Raw genomic sequence first — 24,234 nt, 5'->3', positions numbered from 1 at the left:
TAATAAATGCTGGAACTGCTTAGAATACGTGACCTTGCCCTGATTGAAGATGCTGAAATCGAATTCGCCCCCGGCATGAATGCCCTGACAGGCGAAACAGGGGCAGGTAAATCTTTCATTTTACGCGCCATTGATTTTTTAACAGGGCAGCGCATGGCTCCCGATATGGTTCGCCCCGGTAAAAAACAGGCTTTAGTTGAAGCTATGTTTGTACACCCTGACGGACAGGAATCAATCATCCGCAGAGTTCTTTCCGCTGAAACTGGACGCAGTAAAGTTTACGTCAATGACAAGCTCAGTTCACAGGGAATCATCCGTGACATGGGCGCGACAATGATTCTGCACACCAGTCAGCATGCTCAGCAAAGGCTCTTACAACCATCATATCAATGTGTGATTCTTGATACTTTTCTGAAAGACAAATCTCTGCCCCAAATAAAAGATAATATTTTAAATTCATTACGAGAACTTCTTGCGAAAAAAGAAGCTCTGAAAAACCGTTCAGCAAATTTGCTTGAAAAGAAAGATTTTCTCGAATTTCAACGCACTGAGATTGAAAAAGTTGATCCTTACCTCGGTGAAGAAGAGGAACTGCTCAGTAAAAAGAACCTGCTTCGTCAACATGAAGATGCCGGAAAATGTATCCAGAATACTATGGATATTATACGCGGTGAACATGACCTTTCAGGAGGACTCTCCGCCCTTTCAGCTGAAATGGAACGAGTCTGTGACCTCTTCCCCGACTACGAAAAAGATCAGGAAACAGTAGTTGAATTTAAACATTTTCTTGATGAACTTGGAACACGTCTCCGTTCACAGCCGCTGGACTTTGAAATGGAAGAGTCTATCGATGATATCGAAAGCCGTCTTTATGATCTTTCAAAACTTAAGCGCAAACTGGGCCGCACACTGGATCAAATTGTTGGTATGCAAAAAGAAATTGAGGACAATCTCAACTTCCTTGACTCCTGCGCCATTGAACTTACCCAGCTTGAACGAAAAGAAAAAGAACTTGTCGACAAACTTAGAGCGGCCTTGGAAAACCTTTTCGCAGCCCGAAAAATTGCTTCGAAAAAGCTCACTACCCGCATTGAAGCGGAACTGAAAGGGCTGGGGTTTTCCGATCATGTCCACGTGGAATTCGAATTTGAACCTCACGAACTTTATCCGGATTTATATGAAATGCGGGGGCGGCTTATGTGGGTTCCTAACCCCGGACAAGCTCCGCAACCTCTTGAAAAGATTGCATCCGGTGGTGAGCTTTCACGCTTCCTGCTCGCCATTACAGGATTGCAGGGTGAGACAGATAAACCGACGCTCATCTTTGATGAAATTGATTCAGGGATAGGCGGGACCACGTTGAACAGAGTCGGTGAAAAAATGCAGGAGCTTGCTAAGCGCCAGCAAATGATATTAATCACACATTGGCCTCAGCTCGCAACTCTCGCGGACAGGCATTTCCTGATTCATAAAGGCGTAGTGAACAAGGAAACATTCACAACGTGCCGACAGCTTAATGAAGCGGAAGTTGCCGCTGAACTTTCACGTATGAAGGGTCAGGAATAAAAGGACAAATCCAATTATTTTAGAATTTCCGTAAAAACTTGTTGACGCAGCTCCGAAGCAAGAATAATTTGTATCCACGTTCTTTGATTTACAAATAAAAAAAAGATTGTTCAAAAACAGCGAGAACTTAACAAAGTGATCGATGAAATTTTGTACAATATTACTCATGAAGAGGGTGCGAGGGATCTGGCCTGTCGACCACCCGGCAACCTGCTGTTATACAGCAAGGTGCCAATGCCTCCCATTCGGGACCATGAGCGAAGATCTACAATAGAATTTTCAAAAAAGGCATTTCCAGAAGGAAGTGCCTTTTTTTTGTTTTAAGTGTCTGAGCAACTTAGTTGTCAGGCCGCCCACAGGTGGGAAGATTTATGATACTTGCGCGCCCACCTTAAAAACAGATGCCGCTAAAATGCCCATGCTAACGGAAAAAATCCCGTTACCCTTTAAAGAGGGCCTACAGGATTTTATTATGCGAACTGCTTCAGGGCATTCAAGGAAGCAAACCGCAAACACGGAGATTTTTAACATGACAAACATCGTCAAAAAAGCATCATGCAACCGGTCCGCCGGAGTTATTCAGTTTTTATGCAAAGACAACGCCTGTGAACCACTGCCTCAAGATTACAGTGATCCTCTGGCTCTTCTTGGTGATATTAAAATTTTGAACCTCGATACCACTCAGAAAAAAGAACTCCGGGAAATTCTTAATAAAGAAGTAACCACAAACGGAGCCAAAGATGTCTGGGATAACCGTACATTCCGTAAAAACTTAATCCTGTCCTTTGGTAAAGTTGTCTAAACCGGAACAAATACAGAAAACATTTTATATTAAGCCCTTCCTGCTCTACATAGAATGGAGCAGGAAGGGCTTTCTTATGTTTAAATATTCCTACGTTGCTTTTGATCGCATGTATGGTTAAGACCTGTACAACGTACACTACGTTCATATTAAGAGGGGAAATCTTATGACGCTACGCAGACTTTCTATATTTTTCATGTTTTTCGCAGGACTTATTCTTTGCGCTGCACCTTCTGCCATGGCGCAGAAAAAAACTTTCACTATTATTAACCATACAGGCAGCGTTGTCCGAATATGGGGTAAAAGTAATGATTTTGAATTCGGAAGAGTAAAAGCAAGTACAATTACAGACTGTTCCTGCAATGCTCTTTACAATAAAGACTGCTTTGACAAAAAAGGCGGCAAGGCCAAAATAAAGCTGGCCCGTGAAGACAAGAACGGCGTAGACTTCTGGTCCGGCGATACATGCGTTAAACTTTACATCGCCCCCGGAACAAATATTGATGTAACGCTTGCTGCTGACGGGCGCCATATTAAGTGTGAAATTGTTAAGGATTATGAAATCAAAAAACCTCTTCCCACCTTTGAAGAAGCCGACCTCAACAAAGATGGTAAAATAGATGAAGAAGAAGCAGAAGCAATTCAGCTGAAAGCTAACTTTAAAGATTTTGACTCTGACCTTAACAATGAGCTTAATCCAAGTGAGTTTGACAACGCGGTCAACAAATTCAATATTTTCAGAGGCGTGCCCTTCTAAAAAGGAGAATACGACACAATGATTGATAACAATCCCGTTCTTGAAGCTCTGGCGGATAGACGCTCCATACGAAAATACACAGACAGTCCCATTTCCCGTGAAGACCTGACTGCAATACTTGAAGCCGGCAGGTGGGCGCCCAGCGGTTTAAATAACCAGCCATGGCGCTTTCTGGTGATACACAAAGACGACCCGCGTGCCGCAAAAGTTGCACAGTGCACAAAATATTCTAAAATTGCGCAAGCGGCAAAAGTTCTTATCTGTGTATTCCTTGAACGCGAATGTATCTATAATGAGATGAAAGACCATCAGGCTGTCGGTGCATGTCTGCAAAACATGATGCTCGCCGCCCATTCTTTAAATATCGGAACAGTCTGGCTCGGAGAAATTCTCAATCAGGAAGCTCAGGTGCTTGAAATACTGAACCTTCCGCTCGAAAAATATGAACTACAGGCTGTTGTAGCCGCAGGACACCCAGCCCAGAAGGGCGGATCCAGTCGCAAAGATCTTTCTAAAATAATGTTGGAGACCTATTAATGGATATTAAACTTTTTCCTCTCGGACCGCTTGAAACTAATTGCTACGTGATCACTAATGACAATAAAGCTGTTGTAATTGATCCGGGCGGCGATCCTACTTCCCTGCTTAATTTTTTCAAAAAAACAGGAGTCGAGCTAGACTGTATTCTAAATACACATCTTCACTTCGATCACATAATTGGAAATGCAGCATTGGTTGAAGCAACTGGCAAGACTATATATGCAGACGAGTCCGGACTTTCTCTTATGGAGACAGGATTAGGCGACGGCAGCATGATCGGTGTAAAGGTTGCCCCCTTCGAGTCAGAACACATCAAAATCGGCAAAACTGAAATAATAGGTCTTGAATGTAATGTCCTGTCTACTCCGGGCCATGCTCCGGGCAGTCTGACTTTTTATTTTCCAGCTCTTGAAACGGCTTTTGTGGGAGATCTCATTTTCCAGCGCTCCATCGGCAGAACTGATTTCCCCGGCGGTGATCTTGAACTGTTGAAAAAGTCCGTACAGGAAAACATTTTCACTTTACCCGAAAATACAACTCTCTTATCAGGACACGGCCCTGCCACGTCTGTCGGAGATGAAATCAACCATAATCCTTTTTTTAGCAGCATGCAGTTTTAGACTCTTCCCCTTTAGTTGAAAATATACTAAGAATAACTAATCTCTTTTGCTTCACTTTTAAAAAAAGTTGCATATCTCCTAGGATTAATTTCGGAAGGAATACAGATGGATAACAACTCACGGACAGTAGATATCCGTAACAAATGTTGAGGAGTAGGACTGGAGGTAGGTTGGTATCTCCGTTTTGCCAGAACTCAGGAAGTAATAGCTCTTACAGATAAGGGCACGGAACCCCAGTTGCATCATCAACTGGAAATTTTACCCGAATGGTCACTTGAAATTCAAGATGAAGACGACCATGTAAAAGCGATTTTTACATGCAGTCATCCAAGGGATAAAAAAAAATCTTAAAAGCAGACTTGAATATATGAAACAACCTCCGGTCCTTTTTGCTTGCAGCCATCATAGAAAAGGCAACAGCGATCTCGCTGCTGATCTTTTTCTTGAAGGAATTCAAAGAGCCGGAGGAAACGCAGAAATAGTTACTCTCGGCAATTTAGATTTTCATCACTGCATCGGCTGTCTGAAATGCCGGACATCAGAGAACAATCTCTGTATCTTTGCCGCTAAAGACGAAGCGCAGGAACTTTATTTGAAAATTATCCATGCGCCGTTCACATTCTTTGCCTCCCCTATATATTTTTATCATCTCCCTTCCCGTCTGAAAACTTTTATAGACCGGTCCCAATGGGCTTTTGAGGCTATGAATCAGTCGGCACCGCAACTTTGCACTTTACCCGCGAGACCTTCTTACGCATGTTTTATTGCCGGCAGACCCAAAGGTGAAAAACTGTTTGAAGGCGCGGAACTTTCGTTAAAATTTTGTTTGAAATTTTTTAAAGCATCCCTTGAGCCCCCTATTACTTTCAAGGGAATCGATTCTCCGCAGGACCTTAAAAGTCAGCCGGATAAATGTGAGCTGTTAATTCAGGCTGGAATAAACGCATGGGAAAGGAGCCTTCAGGCATGAGCTGTAAAGATCTATCAAAATTCAAAATTCTAGTTGCGGAGGATTCCCGTCCGGTCCGCCTTGTGCTCAAAACTTATCTGGCCCAGCTCGGAATTAAGCCTGTTTTTGCAGTAAACGGCAGTGAAGCTCTCGAACAGCTCAATAATGAAGAATTCGACATGGCCCTGATGGACGTTCATATGCCCGAAATGAACGGGACAGAAGTCGTATCAAGAATACGAAACGAAGGAATAACTACACCTGTTTTTGCCATGACTACAGGGGACAATGCAGACCTGCTCACAGAATGTCTGGACTGTGGATATAACAGTTTTCTGCTTAAACCGATTGTTAAAACTGAACTGGCTAAAATAATTTCCAGATTCACTGATTAAAGCTTATTTTATGATCTCCGGCTTTATTTCATACTTTTCACCGATTGCCGCATTCGACAGATTAAGATCAATCTTTACTGAAAAAAGATGCCCGATCTGTCGTACACCGCATTCGAATAAAAAACTTCTCTGCCCTGATTGCTATTCTGAACTTATCGAAGGTTCTGTTCATGACGAAGAAGAGGCCCCTCATAAAGGAATTTACTTTTACGGACCATACCGCGGCCTGCTTCGCGATTTAATATTAGATTGGAAATTCAATAACAACTTCGGTTACAGCGCACTCCTTTCGCAGTTCGCAACCGGTGTTGCCGAATCAATTCCCGAGTCCTCCCGCCCTGACATTATTATTCCTGTTCCTCTTCACCCTTCGCGGCTACGCAAAAGAGGATTTAATCAAAGCCGGATAATAGGACGCAGTGCGGCCTCGGTATTAGGCGCTAAAATTTCTGACCGCGCTCTTGTAAGAAATCGTAAAACTACTCCGCAAAGCACGCTTTCTAAAGAGATGCGTACCGAAAATATCAAGAACGCTTTTACTGCGAATCCGGCAACCGTCGCCGGAAAAAAGATTCTGCTGATCGATGACGTCTATACAACCGGATCGACTGTTCAGGAATGCGCCAGTACATTATATGATGCTGGAGCCGAAAGAGTGGAAGTTCTGGTTCTGGCAAAGACCTTGATTTAACGGTCATAAATAGACTAAGATCGTCCTCCTGCCTTTCATTTAAAATTAAAAAACAATCTTTCAAACGGAGAAATCCCTTTGCCTTTTAAACTCAGCGAGTGGACTAGAATCTCACACGACAATACCCCTGTTTATATCAGACCGAAATCTCCAGACTGGTTTGTCCCCACTCCGGCAGGCGATGCCCTGCTCCAAAGATTATCCGAAGATGAAAACAGTTGTTTATCCATTGCCGATGAAAAATTTCTTATGCGCTTACCGGATGAAGCAACTAGTATTTACCCGGGCAGGAAAGAACTCCTTAAACTAGACACTCTCCGCGAACTTTGGTTTCACCTGACCAACAATTGCAACATGAGCTGCAATCACTGTCTATTCGCTTCATCACCTTCCGCAGCCTCATCACTTTCCTCCGAAGCACAGCCGGAGCTAGCAATCGAAAGAGTTCTCGATTTGACCGATCAGGCTGAAAAGCTGGGCTGTAAACTTTTTGCCCTGACTGGCGGAGAACCATTAATTCACCCGGGTGCGGACAAAATCATCAACAGAATGCTTGAAATTGAATCAAGCCACGTTGCAATTCTTTCCAACGGCCTTAATGCTAAAAATTTCTTTTCAAAACACCGCTATGACTTTGAACGCTGCCACCTGCAAATCAGTGTTGACGGCATAAAAGATACACATGACGAAATCAGAGGACCGGGCATGTTTGCTGCCCTTGAAAATTCTCTGAAATGGCTTTCATCCGAAACCATTCCCTTTACAATCTCCATGTGTGTTACAAAATCAAATGTAACTCAGATGAAGGATGTAGTTGAATTAGCGGCTGAGACCGGAGCTTCAAACGTTCATTTCATGTGGTATTTCGTGCGAGGAAGAGGACAAGCGCAGCGTTTTGTTGATCCGGACATTATTTACACTCATTTGCTTGAAGCAATAGAGACAGGAGAACGCACCGGGGTAACAATCGACAATATCGAAGCAATAAAAAGCATGATTTTTGCTCCTTGCGGAACTATTCACGATGGGTCGACTGCCGGATGGGAATCTCTGGCAATTGGACCGGACAATAAGCTGTACCCTTCTCCAGCAACTGTCGGCATTGAAAAGCTTGCCACCCCTCTTGATAAAAACCTTGAAAAGGGCTGGAAAGAAAGTCGTATTCTGACGGATATACGTGAAACCACCGGCAAAAATCTGTCTACCCCCTTCAAGCTTATTCTTGGCGGCGGTGACACTGATCACAGCTGGATGCACAGCGGAGATTTTACCGGTAACGATCCTTACACCGGGCTATATGAAAAAACTGCTCTAAAACTGATCACAGACAAAGCCGCGCAAAGTCCGGGCCACGATTCTCCGAAACTGCTCCTTAAAATGGGTGACAAGCTCGACAAATGTTCAGAACACGGCAAAGTGGCGCTGACTCACACCAACTGCCTCTTAGCTGTCGCAGGTAAGGACAGCCTTACAGTTGTAAAAGACTTTTACACAGATGCTGCCGACACAGCCAAAGAAGATATTTTAAACCCTGCATGCTATGATTCTGAGCTTATGGTCCACATTCCAGAGGAATTCAAATTCAGAGGATACGGATGCGGTTCTCCGGTTATGGACGCACAAATTCTGTCTGGAGAACACGTTGTAGATCTCGGCAGCGGACGCGGGATAGAATGTTTTATTGCATCTAAAATGGTGGGTTCTTCGGGCAAAGTCACCGGAATAGATATGCTTGATCCCATGCTCGCCCATTCGCGCAAAGGGCAACAAGCTGTTGCCGCCAATCTGGGCTATGACAATATGGATTTCCGCAAAGGATATCTTGAATCTATCCCTCTTGAAGATAATTGCGCAAACCTGTTGCTTTCCAACTGTGTTCTGAATTTATCCACCGATAAGCGCAAAACATTTTCTGAAATGTTAAGGATTCTAGCACCAGGCGGCAGGCTGACAATTTCGGATGTTGTCTGCGAAACTGAACCCGGCCCTGAAATCCGTAATGATGACAAGCTGCACGGAGAATGTATCGCCGGAGCGCAAACTCTGAAAAACCTTGTCGGGCTACTCGAAGAAGCTGGATTCAAATCAATTTGTATGATCAAGCGTTTCCCATACAGAGTTGTCGGCGGGCACAATTTTTATTCTCTGACATTTTCAGCACTGAAACCGTCTACTGAGAAAATGACAAAAATCATGTTCAGAGGTCCGTTTTCAACAGGACAGACCGCACAGGGAGAATTGCTTGTCCCGGGAAGCATCACTGAAATTTCCGAAAAAGAAGCCGAACAAATGGGAGAGCAAATCTTCATTCTTAATGATGAAGGTGTCATATCTAATATGATGGTAGGCGAGTCCTGCTGCTGTCCGACTCCTGATTCTTTTGACGGGCCTACAGCTCCCCTCTTATCTGGCCACACTGTCAGCATGAAAAATAAGAGTGGCTGCATGGTCTGCGGTGCTGAACTGAACTATCTGACCAGATATGAAAAAAGAATCTGCGCATACTGCGGAGAAGAACATGAGGCCAATGCTTACTGCGTAAACAAACACTTTGTCTGTGATAATTGCCACAGAGAAGACGGAATTGAAGTTTTGCCGCATCTGCTTACAAGCAGCACTGAAACAGATATGATTGACCTTCTTATGAAAATAAGAAATCATCCGGCAATCCCCATGCACGGCCCTGAGCATCACGCCCTGGTTCCGGGAATTATAGTTGCCGCCTACCGCAACAGCGGCGGGAAAATAGACAACAAAGTAATTGAAACCGCAATTTCACGCGGAGCTAAAATTGCCGGTGGATTCTGCGGATTTATGGGAGTCTGCGGCGCAGCAATAGGTGTAGGAGTAGCAATAAGTGCTATTCTTGAAGCCACTCCGTTGACACCCGACCTAAGATCTACCGCTCAGAAGGGAACTCTTGCTGCGCTTCAATTAATTGCTGACATTGAAGCTGCAAGATGCTGTCAGAGAGACTCGTGGCTTGCCCTTAAAGCCTTCGCAAAAATATCAGAAGAAATTATGGGCTTGCGTATTACTGCAGACAAGCATATGGTGTGCAACCAAATGGATACCAATCTGGAGTGCATGGGCCGAAACTGCCCTGTAATCCGCAACAATAAAGGGAAGAATATCTTTATTTCTCCGATGTTGGACTTAAGCGTTAATTATGCTAAAAAAAGTTAATTACGCGCTTGACTTTTGCATCGAGTTACGGATACTTTCCCCTCTCTTATACATGATGGAGGTTAGTTACAAATGTACGCAATAATAGAGACTGGCGGCAAGCAGTTCCGCGTTGAAGAAGGCTTGGAACTCAATATCCAGAAAATGGACGTTGAAGCAGGCACCAAGGTCGATCTTGATAAAATTCTTCTCATCGGTCAGGGCGAAGATATTAAAATCGGAGCTCCTTACGTTGAAGGCGCGAAAGTTGCCTGCACAATCCTTGAACACGGCCGTGATAAAAAAATCATCGTTTTCAAGAAAAGACGCAGGAAAGACTCTCAGACCAAACAGGGTCATCGTCAGGATTATACAAGAATCAAAGTTGAAGCTATACAAGCTTAACTTGACGACAAGTCCTAACTAAGGAGATTTAAAATGGCACATAAGAAAGCGGGCGGTAGCTCGAAAAACGGTCGCGATAGTAATGCGAAACGCCGCGGTGTTAAGCGTTATGCTGGTCAGGAAGTTCTGGCTGGAAGTATCCTAGTTCGTCAGGTTGGAACTAAAATTCACCCCGGCAAAAATGTAGGTACTGGTAGAGACTGGACTTTGTTTGCACTGGTTGACGGCGTTGTGAAATACGAAAAGTATATCCGCAACAACCGTAGCAAAACCAGAGTTCTCATCGTTCCTGCCGAAGCCTAATTATTTCAGGCCGAAAGTTTTTCGGGCAGAGGTCGCATTGATAAATGCGTCCTCTGCCTTTTCTTGTCTGGAATACATACATGGATCTCCCTTATCCCGCTGTGACAGCCCCCTAGAGTGCATGCCTGATTATTCAAAAGGCACTCGAAAGGTATACTCACAGCTTTATCTATATTTTATCCGAGAATATTCCTGCCTGAGAAAAGGCTAGGCCCTTCTCAGGTCATTCAAGGAAGGAATTCAATGAAATTTTTTGATGAAGCAACAATCACAGTGCGATCAGGAAAAGGCGGCAACGGATGCGTAGCCTTTAGACGTGAAAGGTACATCCCAAAAGGTGGCCCTTGCGGCGGAGACGGCGGTAAAGGCGGAGATTTAATCCTTCGCGGAAGCTCTGACCTGTTATCTCTTTACGACTTCAGACTGAAAAGAGTTTATGACGCTAGAAATGGAATGCAGGGACAGGGCAGTGATAAGTACGGTAAAGCTGCCGACGACACAATTCTCGACCTGCCTATCGGAACTCTCGTATATGAAGTATACGAAGACGGTTCCGAGAAACTGCTTGCTGACCTGACAAAAGAAGGCAAGCAGGTTGTTATATGTAAGGGAGGCGATGGCGGACGTGGTAATATTCACTTCAAGTCCTCCGTAAACCAGACTCCCAGACAATCGGAAGACGGCTTCCCCGGTGAAGAAAAAAGACTTCGTCTGCAACTTAAAATTATTGCAGATATTGGTTTACTTGGACTTCCTAACGCTGGAAAATCGACCTTTATTTCTAAAATTTCTGCTGCGAAACCTAAAATCGCAGCATACCCGTTTACCACCCTCGTTCCTAATCTTGGAGTTATTGAGGACTACATGGGCAACAAGCTCATTATAGCCGACATTCCCGGACTGATTGAAGGAGCCAGCACAGGGCTGGGACTGGGACATAGATTCCTGAAACATGTTGAACGCACCAGATTTCTTGTTCATATTTTGAGCGCAGCCGACCTCAGCCTTGACGATCCTTTTGAAGGATTCAATATGCTGGACGAAGAACTCCGCATATATGATAAAGAACTTGCAGAAAAAACTCAGCTCCGTGTAATCAACAAAATCGATTTGCTTTCCGAAGAAGACCTTGCGACTTTGAAAGAAAAAGCTAAGGAAGCAAACGACAACATCTACTTTATATCCGCTCTGCACAAAGACGGAGTTGACCTGCTTTTAAAAGATATGTGGGACAGATTCAACACCATGAATCAAGAGGAAAAAGATGAGCAAGATGAGCAACAGGCTTGAGACTCTTCGCGAAGCTAAAAGAATTGTTGTAAAAATCGGCAGTGCCGTTCTGACCACGTCAGAAGGCATCAACCTCGGCCTTATATGCAGACTGGCAGATCAGCTGGCAACTCTGCATGAACGGGGTGTTGATATTGTTCTGGTTTCTTCCGGCGCTGTTGCTGCCGGACGTAAATCTATTCCTTCAGGGCAGAAGCTGAGAGATCTTCCGGCCAGACAGGCTGCTTCATCCATCGGACAAAGCAGGCTTATGCACGAATATGATGAAACCTTCCGCAGATTCGGACTGGTTTCCTCACAGATTTTGCTCACTCGCGATGATTTAAAACACCGTGACCGCTTTCTCAATGTCCGCAATACCCTCTCAAGACTTCTTGAATGGAGGGTAATTCCTATCATTAATGAAAATGATACTGTTGCAGTTCAGGAACTCGAGTTCGGAGACAATGACACTCTGGCAAGTTTAATTCTGAATGTTGTGGAAGCTGATCTTTTCATTAACCTCACTTCCGCTGACGGGGTCTTTGATAAAAATCCCGACAAAAATCCCGACGCAAAAAAACTTTCCCATGTTGAGAATATAGGGTCGCTGGACCTCGACGCCATGTGCGACGGAAAAACAGCAGTAGGCTCAGGCGGCATGTTCTCTAAAATGAGAGCAGCTCACAGAGCGGCCCAGCTCGGCGTTCCGACACTGATATTATCCGGTAAAGACCGCATGGTAATTGAGCGGGTATTTAACGGTGAAGAATGCGGTACATGGATTGTTCCTGATGAAAAGTGCGTATCAGGCCGTAAATTCTGGCTTGCATACAACTGTGACCCGGCCGGTGACCTGATCATCGACGAAGGCGCAAAAAAGGCACTGATGGCCGGAGGTAAAAGTCTACTTCCCGCTGGTATAACTGCGGTTGAAGGTGATTTTAAAGCGGGCGAACTTGTACGAGTTGTCAGCAAATCCGGTATACCTGTTGCTGTAGGACTAGCCTGTTACGGTTCCGAAGACATGAACAAGATTCTCGGTCATAAATCAGATCAAATAGAATCCATTCTGGGCAAATGCCCTTTCCCCGAAGCAATTCACAGAGATAATCTGCTATTAGACGCAGCTCTTTAATTTTTATTTAGTACGGCGGCAGAATTTATTTTCTGTCGCCACGCTAAAGATCTATTCCAACTTCCTGCTCTCAGACTCAACTTCTTCATCAACACTTCCCCTATCCCGCTGTGCCAAAAACATTCCTATAGTTCCGGCGACAAAAACCGCCAGATACATTTGTCCGAAAAGACCCTGCAACATAACTAAAGACCTAGCCATATTGGTAACGGGAAGCATTTCTCCATAACCAACTGTCATCATTGTTATATAGCTGAAATACACAAGAATATTACGTACAGCGAAAACAGATTCACCAAGATCAATACCGGAAACTGCGCTGCGATCATAAAGTACGCACAAACTATACCCGTTGGCCCAAAGCAACGCGCAAAGCATATACACGCAAATTGCCCCCGATACTAAGTCGCGGGTAACTTTTTTCTGCTTGCGCATAAAGATCAGAATTCCCCAGATAGCGATCCCGAGCATCATCATATCAGAGGCTTCACTTACGCCAAGCCAGTAGATGGAATGCAATTTAAAAAATAAAACGGAACTTACAAAAGACGTTACATATAGCGATATAAAAACAACAAGTTTTGCTCGACTTTCAATTATAGCTGTAACCGCTGAAAGAAGAACTAAGTATGTGTAAAAATATAAAATCTGCTGAAGATAAATTGATTTTCCGGCAATCGGGGTTAAAAAAATCTGCGAAATCATAAACCCCAGAAGCACTGTAAATTTGGAAGGGCTGTACCTGAATATTTTGTGTAATCTAAACATAGTTGCTCTTAATTAACTGATAAGAATAATAAACTCTATTAATTTTTCGTATACAGATTACTTATTATAAAAGTGAGCGGCGTTCATGTTGCGGTGTCCACAATTTGCGAGTAGCTTGCCACTTCATCTACATCTTCGGAAAGGATTGCTATCTGATGAAAGATCTCTGTAAAAATAAAAATCTCCGCATTTTATTCGCGGTTACCCTCATGGCCATCATGGGAGTCTCAAGTATTATCCCGTCTTTACCGCTAATGATCAGGGAACTCAATATTTCTCCTTCATCAATAGGTTTAGTCTTTACCGTTTTCACTCTGCCGGGAATCATTTTTGCTCCTCTTGCAGGAATTTTTGCCGACAGAATCGGCAGAAAAAAGATTCTTGTTCCCTCGCTGATTCTTTTCGGAATAGCCGGAATAGCCTGCTATTTTGCCCCCGACTACAAATGGCTGCTTGCTTTACGGCTTTTTCAAGGAATTGGAGCCGCAGCTATCGGAGTGATAAACCTTACCATAATAGGGGACCTTTTCACAGGTCAGGACCGAATCAAGGCCATGGGGCTGAATGCAAGCGTCCTTAGCATCGGCACCGCAATTTTTCCGGCAGTGGGAGGAATACTGGCTCAAATAAGCTGGCAAACACCATTCCTGCTAGCAGTTGTGGCTCTACCACTTGCATGGGTCGTCGCCTTCAAACTTGAGAACCCCGAGCCTTCATCAAACGGCGCATTCATGAAATACCTGAGCGCGGCAGTAAGCGGCATGAAAAATAAGCAGGTACTGGGACTTTTCGCAATTTCCATGCTGACCTTTATTATTTTATACGGCCCCATCGTGACCTATCTGCCCATACTTCTAAACTCACGTTTTGAAGCTTCTCCGCTGATGATAGGATTTGTTATTTCAAGTGCCTCATTTGTTACAGCATTAGCAGCTTCGCAGTTGGGAAGACTGGCAAAAATAATGTCGCAACCAAGAATGATTGCACTCTCAGCCTTCGCATATGCTACTGCAATGGTCTTAATTCCGGAATCAGGCTCTGCGCTTTGGTGTATAATCCCCGTCTGCTTTTTCGGCCTAGGACAAGGACTGAATCTTCCGAATTCAATGTCCATGCTGACCACAATTGCTCCCATGGAACAACGGGCTATTTTCATGTCCATGAACGGAATGCTGCTCAGAGTAGGACAAACCATCGCCCCGATACTTATGGGACTGATTTATTCAGGATTTGGACTGGAATCTATTTTTTATGCAGGAGTAGTAATATCAGCAATAGTCTTTGTTATTGCAATCACGACTTTAAAAGGATTTAAAGCTGAAGAGTTGCATGACTAGATATGGAAACATCAATAATTGACTAAAATTCAATTTAGAGCCACTTTCTTATATCAATGAATGACAATAAATAACCGCTTTCATAATAAACAATTAACCAGCTAGAAACTAACATGAAAATCGGAATTAAAGAATTTATGGAGCATATATTTAATCCGCTCCACATTTATTGCAGACTCATTGACTGTGGCCTTTCATCCCGTACAGCAAAAAAAGTAGCCCGAATTTATGAACTGTTTATATTTAAGCCCACTGCTTTTTGCATTCCTACTATCAAGCATCAAAAGCAGGCAAAGTAAGCTCGCCATCAATAACGTCCGCATCTGTTGAATTATACTGAATCACTCTGTGCAAGTGTGTAAAACTTTCCTCATCCAGCAAGATAAAATCTACAGCCAGACCGGAATCATCAGACCTTACAACCTTCCCCTCAATGCGAATAACTATCTCTTCTGAAAGAGTAATTAAAACTTCACATTTCTCCCCGACAGCGAACCCTTCCACTCCAGTGCAAAGAATACCTTTCAAACTTAAATTCTGAGTTTCAGCAATCGCACTGAAGCCATTCTTATTTAACTGAACGGTAAATTCTACATCAATACGAGTTCTGCGCCTTTTATTCTGTTCCATCACCGACTCCATCCGAGCTTATTAATTTTAAAAAACGGCTTATTGATTAATTTATTTAAAAGAATAAATACCCGCTATCTGTAAAATAGACAATTTAATATATGTTAAAAATTATGTAATTAGAAGTCTAAATATGCCTATGCCCGCTCTCCGGGATATCGCCTACTTTATTAAGAGCAATACGAGTACAGATAGGACCGGCAATCTCAAAAAAGACTGTTGCCGTAGCTACAACTGTGACAATTGATTCAAACTGCGAGAACCTGTGAGCTGCGGCAAGAGCCATACCCAGAGCCACTCCGGCCTGTGGCATAAGCGCCAATCCCATCCACTTGCCGAAAGTTTTTCCTTCCCCCGCGACCCCTGCTCCAAGTATCACCCCTATTATACGACTTACTATGCGCAAAAAGATATAAGCTACGATCACTAATGCGTTAACCGAAATATCCTTAAGCTCAATACTGACTCCTGCAAAAATAAAAAACAAAACTATAACGGGCCATTCCACCCCTTCGATGGCTGAAAATGGACGGGTATGATGTTTGGCAAGATTTGCAACAACAGCTCCCATTGTCATGGAAGAAAGCAGAAACGACACATCAAGCCATAATGCAACACCACTGCATATAAAAACCATCCCGAGAGCTTCAACTAGAGTGGGCTCTCCCCGCTGGATACGCCCGGTAAGAAAACTCATAGGCACTCCCAGAGCAACTCCCACAAGTATCGCAAGGAAGAGATCCCGACCGCCTGTCATAAGAATATTCATACTTCCACCGCCAAGCATTATCATCTGTGCTGCGGCAAGCATAAAGCTGAACAGAATCAACCCCCATGCATCATCTATTGCAGTTATTCCTAAAAGAGTCTTTGTAAAACGACCTTTTGCCTTTGATTCATTTATAACATCCGCCGTGGAAGCAGGATCTGTTGCGGGGGCGAGTCCTCCATAAAGAAGTGCAAGCTGCAAAGGGATGCCTACCATCCATAGACCGAAGCTCACCATCACAGCGGTTATCACCACAACGGCAATTGAAATAGAGACAACAGCTCGGCCTGATTCTTTTATTTCTGAAAACTTTAAAGAATTGCCCAATAGAAATCCGATCATTGCCAGCGCCATATCAGACACAAGGGGCATCCAGTGATTCGTTGTTACCGGTAACACGTCAAACCCGGAAGGCCCTATGCAAAACCCGAAAACCAAAAGAGCTGACACACGGGGCAAGGGAGTTCTCTGCCCGATAAAATCAGCAACAAGACCCACAAGAAACAAAAGGCCCAACGTGATTAATGAAAGAGCTGGAGAATCCATTTTTTACCTTATTCTTAATTTGAAAACACAGTAATAAAGTACACGATTTTAAAGAATTATAACATTTTTTAATTTCACGAAGCATCTCCCATCCTGTGCAAAGCTATACGAGTAAATACAGGGCCTACAATTTCAAAGAAAACGGTGGCCGTAGCGATCACAGTTACAATTGATCCCAATTCTGGAAATCGATGAGCAGCGGTTAAAGCCATTCCCAGTGCTATCCCGGCTTGCGGCATCAAAGCCATTCCCATCCACTGACCGTAAGATTTATCAATACCCACCACCTTCGCGCCCGCCATAGAACCGATAAGACGCCCGGCAATCCTGAAAACGATGTATAAAATTATAAGCAGAGCATTCTTTGAAACATCTTCAAGTTCAATGCTGACTCCTGCAAAAATAAAAAACAATGCAAGAATCGGCCACTTAATAGTTTTTATTGTTTCGATAGCGCAGAGAGGGCAGTTATGATGTCTAGCCATGTTTGCGACGACAACCCCCATGGTCATTGCCGCTAAAAGAAACGAAACATCGAGCCACAAAGAAAATCCTCCGCAAATAAAAACCAATCCCAGAACCTCAAGAAGTGTCGGTTCCCCGGATTTAACCCGCCCTGCGAGGTAGCTCATAGGAAGTCCAAGTAAAATTCCCACAAGCACAGCAAGAAAAATGTCGCGTCCACCAACAAAAATAATGTCTAAACCGCCGCCACTATTTATCATCATTTGTGCTATCGCGACCATTATGCTGAAAACTATCAAACCTACAGCATCAGATGTCGCTACAATTTTAAGAAGATTATCCGTAAAAGAACCATGAGCCTTGGATTCATGAATAACATCGAGAGTCGTAGCAGGAGCGGTTGCAAGAGCAATCCCGGCATAAATAATAGCTAGCTGTATTGAAAATCCTGCTACCCAAATACCGACACTCATAATTAAAAGTGTAATTATCACAACGAAAAAAACAATGCCCAGAACCAACCGTCCAGAATTTTTAAGGGCAGACCATTTTAAGGAACTTCCCAAAACAACCCCGATAAGAACAAGTGCCATATCCGAAACAATAGGCAGCCATTGGCTTGCTTCCTCGGGAAGCACATTAAACCCGGACGGGCCGATACAAAATCCAAAAATAATAAGAATTGAAACTCTGGGGACAAGTGTAGTCCGGCCGATAAACTCGGCAACAAGACCTAGTAAAAACAAAAGACCCAGCGTTATTAATGTAAGTGCTGAAGATGTCATTTTTTACCTTTATAAACAAGTCACTACAAATTATAACTCTTGTACTTTGAGAGCCACCGGGCTTACTATATTAAATCAAAAGTTAATATTTAAAAAGTAAATCAATCAAAAATTCACTTGTTCAATTTCTAACTCAAGAAAGACAGGGTTTCCCTCGGCACTTTTTTAAATTATACAAGTTTTGTAGATTCAGTTATTTAATTTTACTGCACAACTTAAAGAAGTATTCACATATAAATTACAGGTTCTAAGTTAGATATTAAGGAGAGTTAAGATCATGGAAAGAGATATAATGAGAGCAAAACTTCTAATTGAATCACTACCATACATTAAAGAGTTTTTCGGGGAAACCGTTGTTATCAAATATGGCGGAAATGCCATGATAGACGAAAACCTTAAACGAGCCTTTGCTCTTAATATAATTTTGCTGAAATATATCGGTGTAAATCCTGTTGTTGTACACGGAGGCGGGCCGCAAATTCAGAAGATGTTAAGCGCACTGAACATCGACAGTCATTTCAAAAGCGGATACCGCGTAACCGATGAAGCAACTATGGATGTTGTGGAAATGGTCCTCGTCGGAAAAGTGAACAAACAGATTGTCAACCTGATCAACCTTAACGGCGGAAAAGCTGTCGGACTTTCAGGAAAAGACGGGATGCTCATTAAAGCCGAAAAAAAAGAAATGGTTATTGAATCAGAAGCTAAAGCTCCTGAAATCATTGATCTAGGAAAAGTAGGCGAAGTGACTGAAGTTAATACAACCCTGATCAATTCATTACAGAGAGACGGATTCATCCCCGTCATTGCACCTGTCGGAGTTGATGACAAAGGGTCCACCTACAATATCAATGCTGATTCTGTTGCCGGAGCCGTTGCGAAGGCTATGAATGCCAAAAGGCTCCACCTGCTCACAGATGTCACAGGATTGCTGGATAGAGATAAAAAACTCATTTCATCAATGACCTGCCGGCAAGCTGCGGAATCCATCTCTTCCGGTGTTGCCACGGGCGGTATGATTCCTAAGCTTACCTGCTGTATTGAAGCAGTTCATGGCGGAGTCGAAAAGGCTCACATAATTGATGGAAGGGTTGAAAATTGTGTCCTGCTTGAGCTTTTCACCAAGACAGGTATCGGCACTGAAATAGTTGGTTAATATAATCTGGAGATTAATATGAAAGCTGTTGCAATAGTAGGAAAAAAGAAAAGCGGAAAGACGACTCTTGGACTGGCTCTTGTTCAATATTTTACTGATAAAGGGTTAAAAGTCGGAGTGATTAAACATTCTCATCACGGCTTTGACGAAGAAGAAGGAACCGACACACAACAGTACAAGCAGATAGCTACTTCTGTGGCGGCTTATTCTCCTTCACAATCTTTTGTCTCATGGAGTAAGGAGAAGCCTCTTCAAGATCTTATCCCTCTGCTTGATGCGGATGTTATCGTTATGGAAGGCGGGAATAAAATCGGCTGGATGCCTCGCATTATCACTGTCCGCGAAGACGATGACGACAAAGATTTTTTTCCCGAACTTGCGATCGCCCAGATTCCGGCTTGCACTAATGATAATCCTCCAAGCTCAGAAGAAATTGAACGGCTGGCTACGCTTGTTATGGAAAAAGGATTTTTGTTACCCGGACTTAATTGCGGAGCATGCGGAAGAGAATTCTGCAGAGATTTTGCCGCAGATATTAATGCAGGAAAAGCAACACTTAATGGTTGCAAATCTACATTCGGCAAAATGGATGTTACCTGCAACGATATGCCTCTGGCTCTTAATCCCTTTGTTGCCGACATGCTTTCAGCCGGAATTTCAGGAATGTTATCCCAGTTAAAAGGATATGTTCCCGGAGACCTCAAAATAACTATTAAAAACCGGTAGCTAAATAAATGCATCATGATTTTTTCAACATCATAAGCCGAGAAGAATTTGAATCTCTGCTCCTTTCTTTTGCTCCTACCGGCATTGAAAAAAGTTCCATCGCTGACGCATACGGCCTTGTACTTGGCGAGAATATTCTTTCGCCTGAAGACCTTCCACCCGCAAACCGCTCCTGCATGGACGGTTATGCTATAAATGCCCGCAACGCTTTCGGAGCAACAGAAGGAAACCCTGCATACCTCGAATGCTGCGCTGAATTACGAGTTGATGAAGCCCCGAATTTCACACTAAAACCCGGCGAATGCGCAGCCATTCCGACCGGTGGCACATTGCCGGACGGTGCTGATGCTGTAGTAATGGTTGAACATACCCACGAACTGGGGTCCGGAACCATTGAAATCCGCAAATCATCTGCTCCCGGCGAAAACATCATGCTTAAGGGTGAAGATACAGCCAAAGGCGAAAACATATATGAATCCGGACATACCGTCCGTTTTCAGGATGTAGGCTTACTGGCAGCCCTTGGTATCGGCACTGTTTCAGTCCACAAAAAACCGAGCATCGGCATAATCTCCACCGGAGATGAGCTTGTTGCAATCGAATCACCGTCCCGTGCCGGGTCTATTCGAGACGTAAACTCACACACTCTGCGCTGCCTCGTATCCAAGGCCGGAGGGATTCCCGTAAATTACGGTATAGTTCGCGATGAAATTGAAAAACTCGAAGCCACCCTTGCGAAGGCTATTGCTGAAAACGACATAGTTCTCCTCTCAGGCGGAAGCTCGGTCGGAATGCGCGACTTGACGGTTCGAGCCATCGAATCCATGCCGGAGTCAAAAATACTCGCCCACGGAGTCGCAATCAGCCCCGGCAAGCCCACAATTTTAGGCAAAGTAGGTTCCAAACCTGTACTTGGCCTGCCGGGTCAGGTAACGTCCGTTCAGGTCGTTATGCTTTCAATAGTAATGCCGTTTATCAGGCATATTATGGGACAAAAAGACGCGTTTGCATGTCTTGACCGCCCCATTCGTTTGGCAGAACTCGGCCGCAACACCCCCTCCAAACAAGGGCGTGAGGATTATGTCAGAGTCAGCTTGGAACACAGAGAAGGGAAGCTTCCTATTGCCCATCCTGTTTATGGTAAATCAGGACTTCTTAAAACTCTGATTAAGGCTGACGGGCTTATGATCATTCCTGCTGATACGGAAGGCTTATATGCCGGAAATCAGATTCAGGTCTGGTTGATTTAGTATACTTCACTTACGGAGACTCATTATGTCTAAACGCAATATATATTTAAAAACAATTCCTGTTCATGAAGCTGTAGCTACCGCCATTGCTGCACTTGACCGCGAAACTCTCGTTAAACCGGAAAGTGTTCCTGTTCACGAAGCGTTGAACAGAGTTACCTCCGAGGCAGTACATGCCCGTTGTTCTTCCCCCACATATCACTCCGCCGCTATGGACGGGTACGCTGTAAAAAGTGACACAACTTTTTCTGCACGAGAAGGACAACCTCTTGATCTGATCAAAAACAATACATGTATCCCGGTCAACACGGGTAATGCCCTTCCAGAAGGCATGGATGCAGTTATAATGATAGAAAATATCGTCGACAACGGTGATTCTGTCAGCATAGAGGCTCCGGCATTTCCATGGCAGCATGTGCGGAGAATCGGTGAAGATATTGTCGCAACCGAAATGCTTCTGCCCCGCAATCATTCTATTTCCGCATTTGATCTCGGAGCGCTGCTTTCCGCCGGAATCTACGAGATAAAAGTCCATGAAAAAATACGCATGACCTTTATTCCCACAGGGGATGAAATTCTTCCCTTCGCAGACCGCCCTACACCGGAACCGGGTGAAGTTATTGAATCAAACTCACAGGTCTTCCGTTCTCTGGCTCTGGGGTTGGACGTAGAATTTAAGGCCACATCACCAGTTCGTGACCGTGAAGATCTGCTGGCTAAAGCCGTTGAAACTGCTCTGCAAAATTCTCACATTGTAGTGATAGGTGCAGGGTCTTCAGCCGGAAGCAAAGATTTTACCAGCAAAACTATCGCTCAACTCGGCACCCTGCTCGTTCACGGTATCGCAGTAATGCCGGGCAAACCGACAGTGCTCGGAACTGCCAATAACAAACTGCTAGTCGGCGCTCCCGGATATCCTGTAAGCGCAGTTGTTTGTTTTGAAGATGTTCTGACTCCTATAATTTCATGGCTTTCAGGCAAACCGACACCGGAAAGAGAAAAAGTTCAAGTCAGGCTTGCCAGACGTACCCCCTCCAAACCGGGTATGGAAGAAATTGTCAGACTTGCGGTTGGAAAAGTCGGCGAAGGTTATGCAGGAGTTCCCCTTGCTCGCGGAGCAGGAATGATAACCACCCTTACCAAAGCGCAAGGATTCACCCGTGTTCCGGCAGAAAGTGAAGGTATTGAACTCAATGAATCCGTTGAAGTTGAACTATTCTCAGGCAAGCAAACCTTAGAAACAATCCTCATGCACGTCGGAAGCCACGACAATACTCTTGACCTGCTGGGTGACATCCTCATGGGCGGCGACACTCCCATACGACTGGTATCTACTCATGCGGGGTCAATGGGCGGACTGGCGGCTCTCAAAACAGATGTAGCTCTGTTCGCCGGAGTGCATCTTTTCGATCCTGAAAGCGGTGATTTCAATTTTCCGTTCCTTACAAAATACCTGCCGGGTGTAGATGTAACCGTCATCAATCTGGCTATCCGTCATCAAGGATTTATTGTTCCCAAAGGAAATCCTCTGAATATCATAGGAATTGAAAGTCTACGAGATGGTAAAGTGAGCTTCATCAACAGACAAAGAGGAGCAGGAACAAGAATCCTGTTTGATTACCACCTTGATAAGGCCGATATTTTACCGACATTAGTCAAGGGATATGATAGAGAGGAATACACCCATATGGCCGTTGCGGCCAACGTGCTGACAGGTTCCGCCGATTGCGGACTTGGAATATACGCTGCTGCCAAAGCTCTTGATCTGGGCTTTGTCCCTCTGGCTCATGAAAGATATGACCTCGTAATACCTGACAAATATATTCAGGATAGAAGAATCATATCACTGATCAACCTTCTTAAGTCAGATAAAATTAAAAAAGCTGTGAGCGAACTCGGCGGCTATGAAACTCCACTGACAGGGGAAATAATGAAACCGGGTATGGGCCTCGGCTAGAGAATCAAGCGAAGGGGATTTATGAACAGAGACAAAGAACATCTTATAAAGCAGAAGTGCCGTGAAAACGTCATCGGCTTTGCTCCGTTCAGATACAGATTCAGCAAAGGCAGTGCCGTAAGAGAAGGGTTGCTGAACATCGGCAAGTTCAAAGAAGACAACGGGGAAAACCTTGTCCTGACCTTCATATTCGATTCCGACAATTTACAGACTGACAGCGATATTCATGACCGTTTGTCACACCTTAAATTCAACCCGATTATGAAAAAAGGACTACTTACTGCTTTACGCAATTCTGCCGAGTTTGAAGAAAATGAAAACTTCGCGATGCATGAATTCAACTTCTACTTTGACAAGATGCCGGCCAATCTTGAAAAATTAATGAATGCAACCATGATCCCGTTTTTTATGGAACATCTACCAATAAAAATTGGCAAAGTGGAATGGATGAAAAATGACGAAGGTCTGAATTTTTTCTGCATATTGAAAAGCAAGTTGAACTTGTAGGATTTGCCTGAAAGACAAAAACAAAAGTCCCGCTGAATTAAAACTCAGCGGGACTTTTGTTTTCCATAAACTAAATAGTTCTAACTCTTTTCATGAACTTCCCAGTCTTCGACCTTGTAATCTTCCGACACTTCTTCCCAGCCGCTGAACATTGCACCGATATGAGCAGTTAGAGAATGCCCTGTTGTGGTCATATAAATATGCACAATCAGGAAAGCCAGCAATGCGTAGGCGCATCCCATATGCACATTCGCAATAGTTTCCAGGCTTACAAAATTAAGCCCGTAAGCAGCCCAGTCGTTATAGGTCCAGTACAACAACCCTGTTACCATCTGCAAAGGAAGAAGAATCGCGGACAGGCCTAGATAGACAAGCCTCTGCAATGGATTGTGCTTAGCACCAGCGCTCTTGTGAACAGGATGTTCTTCACCTTTGAAGATACCTACTGCGTAATATCTTGCCACCGCAAACAGCTTCTTGGAAGTAGGAATATACTGCTTCCATTCACCAGTTGTGAGCAGCCAGAAAACGATAAACACAAATAGTACCAGCCAGCTTAATCCCAAGGTATTATGCAGATCTACCGCTCTTTCGAAACCGAAGAGCTTAAAAACTCCGTGAACTTCCATCCCTGTGATCATAAGCATGATGATCAGTATGGACTGAGTCCAGTGCCAGAAACGCTCAAACCGTGAATACAGATATATCTTTTTCATATTATTATGTGTTGCAGCCATG

The 24,234-nt window shown here is 44.0% G+C and carries 24 protein-coding genes and 1 riboswitch; of the genes, 19 read left to right on the top strand and 5 right to left on the bottom strand.

Annotated features, from left to right (window positions below):
* Positions 1-6 precede the first annotated feature (6 nt).
* The 13 genes from JEY82_RS01545 (at position 7) to proB (ending at position 12,600) form a co-directional block, all read left to right on the top strand.
* Entirely contained in the window at positions 7-1,566 is a 1,560-nt protein-coding gene (locus tag JEY82_RS01545) for a DNA repair protein RecN (RefSeq protein ID WP_304081919.1), read from the top strand.
* Between the two features lie 161 nt (positions 1,567-1,727).
* A riboswitch (SAM riboswitch) is annotated at positions 1,728-1,826 on the top strand.
* A 269-nt stretch (positions 1,827-2,095) separates the two neighbouring features.
* Positions 2,096-2,368, top strand: coding sequence for a hypothetical protein (locus JEY82_RS01540; protein ID WP_092160156.1), 273 nt, complete (start codon positions 2,096-2,098; stop codon positions 2,366-2,368).
* A 166-nt stretch (positions 2,369-2,534) separates the two neighbouring features.
* The gene (locus JEY82_RS01535) at positions 2,535-3,125 is read left to right on the top strand and encodes a hypothetical protein (RefSeq protein ID WP_304081917.1); all 591 of its coding nucleotides are present in this window, start codon (positions 2,535-2,537) and stop codon (positions 3,123-3,125) included.
* Positions 3,126-3,143: 18 nt separating this feature from the next.
* Complete coding sequence (locus JEY82_RS01530) at positions 3,144-3,662, top strand: nitroreductase (protein ID WP_304081915.1); 519 nt, start codon at positions 3,144-3,146, stop codon at positions 3,660-3,662.
* Positions 3,662-4,285, top strand: coding sequence for an MBL fold metallo-hydrolase (locus JEY82_RS01525; RefSeq protein WP_304081913.1), 624 nt, complete (start codon positions 3,662-3,664; stop codon positions 4,283-4,285). Before JEY82_RS01530 ends, JEY82_RS01525 begins: the two co-directional genes overlap by 1 nt.
* A gap of 367 nt (positions 4,286-4,652) precedes the next feature.
* Positions 4,653-5,255 carry a flavodoxin family protein gene (locus JEY82_RS01520; protein WP_304081911.1) on the top strand — a complete coding sequence of 201 codons (603 nt, stop codon included), beginning with the start codon at positions 4,653-4,655 and terminating at the stop codon, positions 5,253-5,255.
* Positions 5,252-5,629, top strand: a complete 378-nt coding sequence (locus JEY82_RS01515; RefSeq protein WP_092160166.1) for a response regulator — start codon at positions 5,252-5,254, stop codon at positions 5,627-5,629. The genes JEY82_RS01520 and JEY82_RS01515 overlap by 4 nt, the downstream gene beginning before the upstream one ends.
* Before the next feature lie 10 nt (positions 5,630-5,639).
* On the top strand, positions 5,640-6,320 hold the full coding sequence (locus JEY82_RS01510; RefSeq protein ID WP_304081909.1) for a ComF family protein: 681 nt from the start codon (positions 5,640-5,642) through the stop codon (positions 6,318-6,320).
* A gap of 78 nt (positions 6,321-6,398) precedes the next feature.
* A complete protein-coding gene (locus JEY82_RS01505) occupies positions 6,399-9,506 on the top strand; it encodes a DUF5714 domain-containing protein (RefSeq protein WP_304081908.1) in 3,108 nt (1,035 codons plus the stop codon).
* 72 nt (positions 9,507-9,578) lie between these two features.
* Positions 9,579-9,890 carry a 50S ribosomal protein L21 gene (gene rplU / locus JEY82_RS01500; RefSeq protein ID WP_092160172.1) on the top strand — a complete coding sequence of 104 codons (312 nt, stop codon included), beginning with the start codon at positions 9,579-9,581 and terminating at the stop codon, positions 9,888-9,890.
* 33 nt (positions 9,891-9,923) lie between these two features.
* Positions 9,924-10,193 carry a 50S ribosomal protein L27 gene (gene rpmA / locus JEY82_RS01495; protein ID WP_304081905.1) on the top strand — a complete coding sequence of 90 codons (270 nt, stop codon included), beginning with the start codon at positions 9,924-9,926 and terminating at the stop codon, positions 10,191-10,193.
* A gap of 243 nt (positions 10,194-10,436) precedes the next feature.
* A complete protein-coding gene (obgE, locus tag JEY82_RS01490) occupies positions 10,437-11,483 on the top strand; it encodes a GTPase ObgE (RefSeq protein WP_304081903.1) in 1,047 nt (348 codons plus the stop codon).
* Positions 11,458-12,600 carry a glutamate 5-kinase gene (proB, locus tag JEY82_RS01485; RefSeq protein WP_304081900.1) on the top strand — a complete coding sequence of 381 codons (1,143 nt, stop codon included), beginning with the start codon at positions 11,458-11,460 and terminating at the stop codon, positions 12,598-12,600. The genes obgE and proB overlap by 26 nt, the downstream gene beginning before the upstream one ends.
* A 51-nt stretch (positions 12,601-12,651) precedes the next feature.
* Here proB and JEY82_RS01480 read toward each other — a convergent pair whose 3' ends face one another.
* Positions 12,652-13,368, bottom strand: coding sequence for a potassium channel family protein (locus JEY82_RS01480; protein WP_304081898.1), 717 nt, complete (start codon positions 13,366-13,368; stop codon positions 12,652-12,654).
* Between the two features lie 155 nt (positions 13,369-13,523).
* On the opposite strand from JEY82_RS01480, the gene JEY82_RS01475 reads away from it, so the two are divergent.
* Positions 13,524-14,705, top strand: a complete 1,182-nt coding sequence (locus JEY82_RS01475; protein ID WP_304081896.1) for an MFS transporter — start codon at positions 13,524-13,526, stop codon at positions 14,703-14,705.
* A gap of 273 nt (positions 14,706-14,978) precedes the next feature.
* Here the strand turns inward: JEY82_RS01475 and JEY82_RS01470 are convergent, their stop codons facing one another.
* The 3 genes from JEY82_RS01470 to JEY82_RS01460 all read right to left on the bottom strand — a co-directional run bounded on the left by JEY82_RS01470 (position 14,979) and on the right by JEY82_RS01460 (position 17,900).
* Positions 14,979-15,335, bottom strand: a complete 357-nt coding sequence (locus JEY82_RS01470) for a PilZ domain-containing protein (protein WP_304081894.1) — start codon at positions 15,333-15,335, stop codon at positions 14,979-14,981.
* Between the two features lie 127 nt (positions 15,336-15,462).
* The gene (locus JEY82_RS01465) at positions 15,463-16,650 is read right to left on the bottom strand and encodes a cation:proton antiporter (RefSeq protein ID WP_304081892.1); all 1,188 of its coding nucleotides are present in this window, start codon (positions 16,648-16,650) and stop codon (positions 15,463-15,465) included.
* Positions 16,651-16,724: 74 nt separating this feature from the next.
* A complete protein-coding gene (locus JEY82_RS01460) occupies positions 16,725-17,900 on the bottom strand; it encodes a cation:proton antiporter (protein WP_304081890.1) in 1,176 nt (391 codons plus the stop codon).
* Positions 17,901-18,177: 277 nt separating this feature from the next.
* On the opposite strand from JEY82_RS01460, the gene argB reads away from it, so the two are divergent.
* From argB to JEY82_RS01435, 5 genes are read left to right on the top strand one after another with little or no spacing between them, the layout of a single operon-like run.
* Positions 18,178-19,056, top strand: coding sequence for an acetylglutamate kinase (gene argB, locus JEY82_RS01455; RefSeq protein ID WP_304081888.1), 879 nt, complete (start codon positions 18,178-18,180; stop codon positions 19,054-19,056).
* A gap of 18 nt (positions 19,057-19,074) precedes the next feature.
* Positions 19,075-19,782: a molybdopterin-guanine dinucleotide biosynthesis protein MobB gene (locus JEY82_RS01450; protein WP_304081886.1), complete on the top strand. Its 708-nt coding sequence runs from the start codon at positions 19,075-19,077 to the stop codon at positions 19,780-19,782.
* An 8-nt stretch (positions 19,783-19,790) separates the two neighbouring features.
* Positions 19,791-21,032, top strand: coding sequence for a gephyrin-like molybdotransferase Glp (gene glp, locus JEY82_RS01445; protein WP_304081884.1), 1,242 nt, complete (start codon positions 19,791-19,793; stop codon positions 21,030-21,032).
* A 25-nt stretch (positions 21,033-21,057) separates the two neighbouring features.
* Positions 21,058-22,989 carry a molybdopterin biosynthesis protein gene (locus tag JEY82_RS01440; protein WP_304081882.1) on the top strand — a complete coding sequence of 644 codons (1,932 nt, stop codon included), beginning with the start codon at positions 21,058-21,060 and terminating at the stop codon, positions 22,987-22,989.
* A 21-nt stretch (positions 22,990-23,010) separates the two neighbouring features.
* Entirely contained in the window at positions 23,011-23,496 is a 486-nt protein-coding gene (locus JEY82_RS01435; protein WP_304081880.1) for a hypothetical protein, read from the top strand.
* Between the two features lie 80 nt (positions 23,497-23,576).
* Here the strand turns inward: JEY82_RS01435 and JEY82_RS01430 are convergent, their stop codons facing one another.
* Positions 23,577-24,233: a cytochrome b/b6 domain-containing protein gene (locus JEY82_RS01430; RefSeq protein WP_304081878.1), complete on the bottom strand. Its 657-nt coding sequence runs from the start codon at positions 24,231-24,233 to the stop codon at positions 23,577-23,579.
* Position 24,234: the final 1 nt, after the last annotated feature.

The organism is Maridesulfovibrio ferrireducens, assembly GCF_016342405.1.
In the GTDB taxonomy this organism is placed as follows: domain Bacteria; phylum Desulfobacterota; class Desulfovibrionia; order Desulfovibrionales; family Desulfovibrionaceae; genus Maridesulfovibrio; species Maridesulfovibrio ferrireducens_A.
This window is presented reverse-complemented; position numbering and strand designations above follow the sequence as displayed.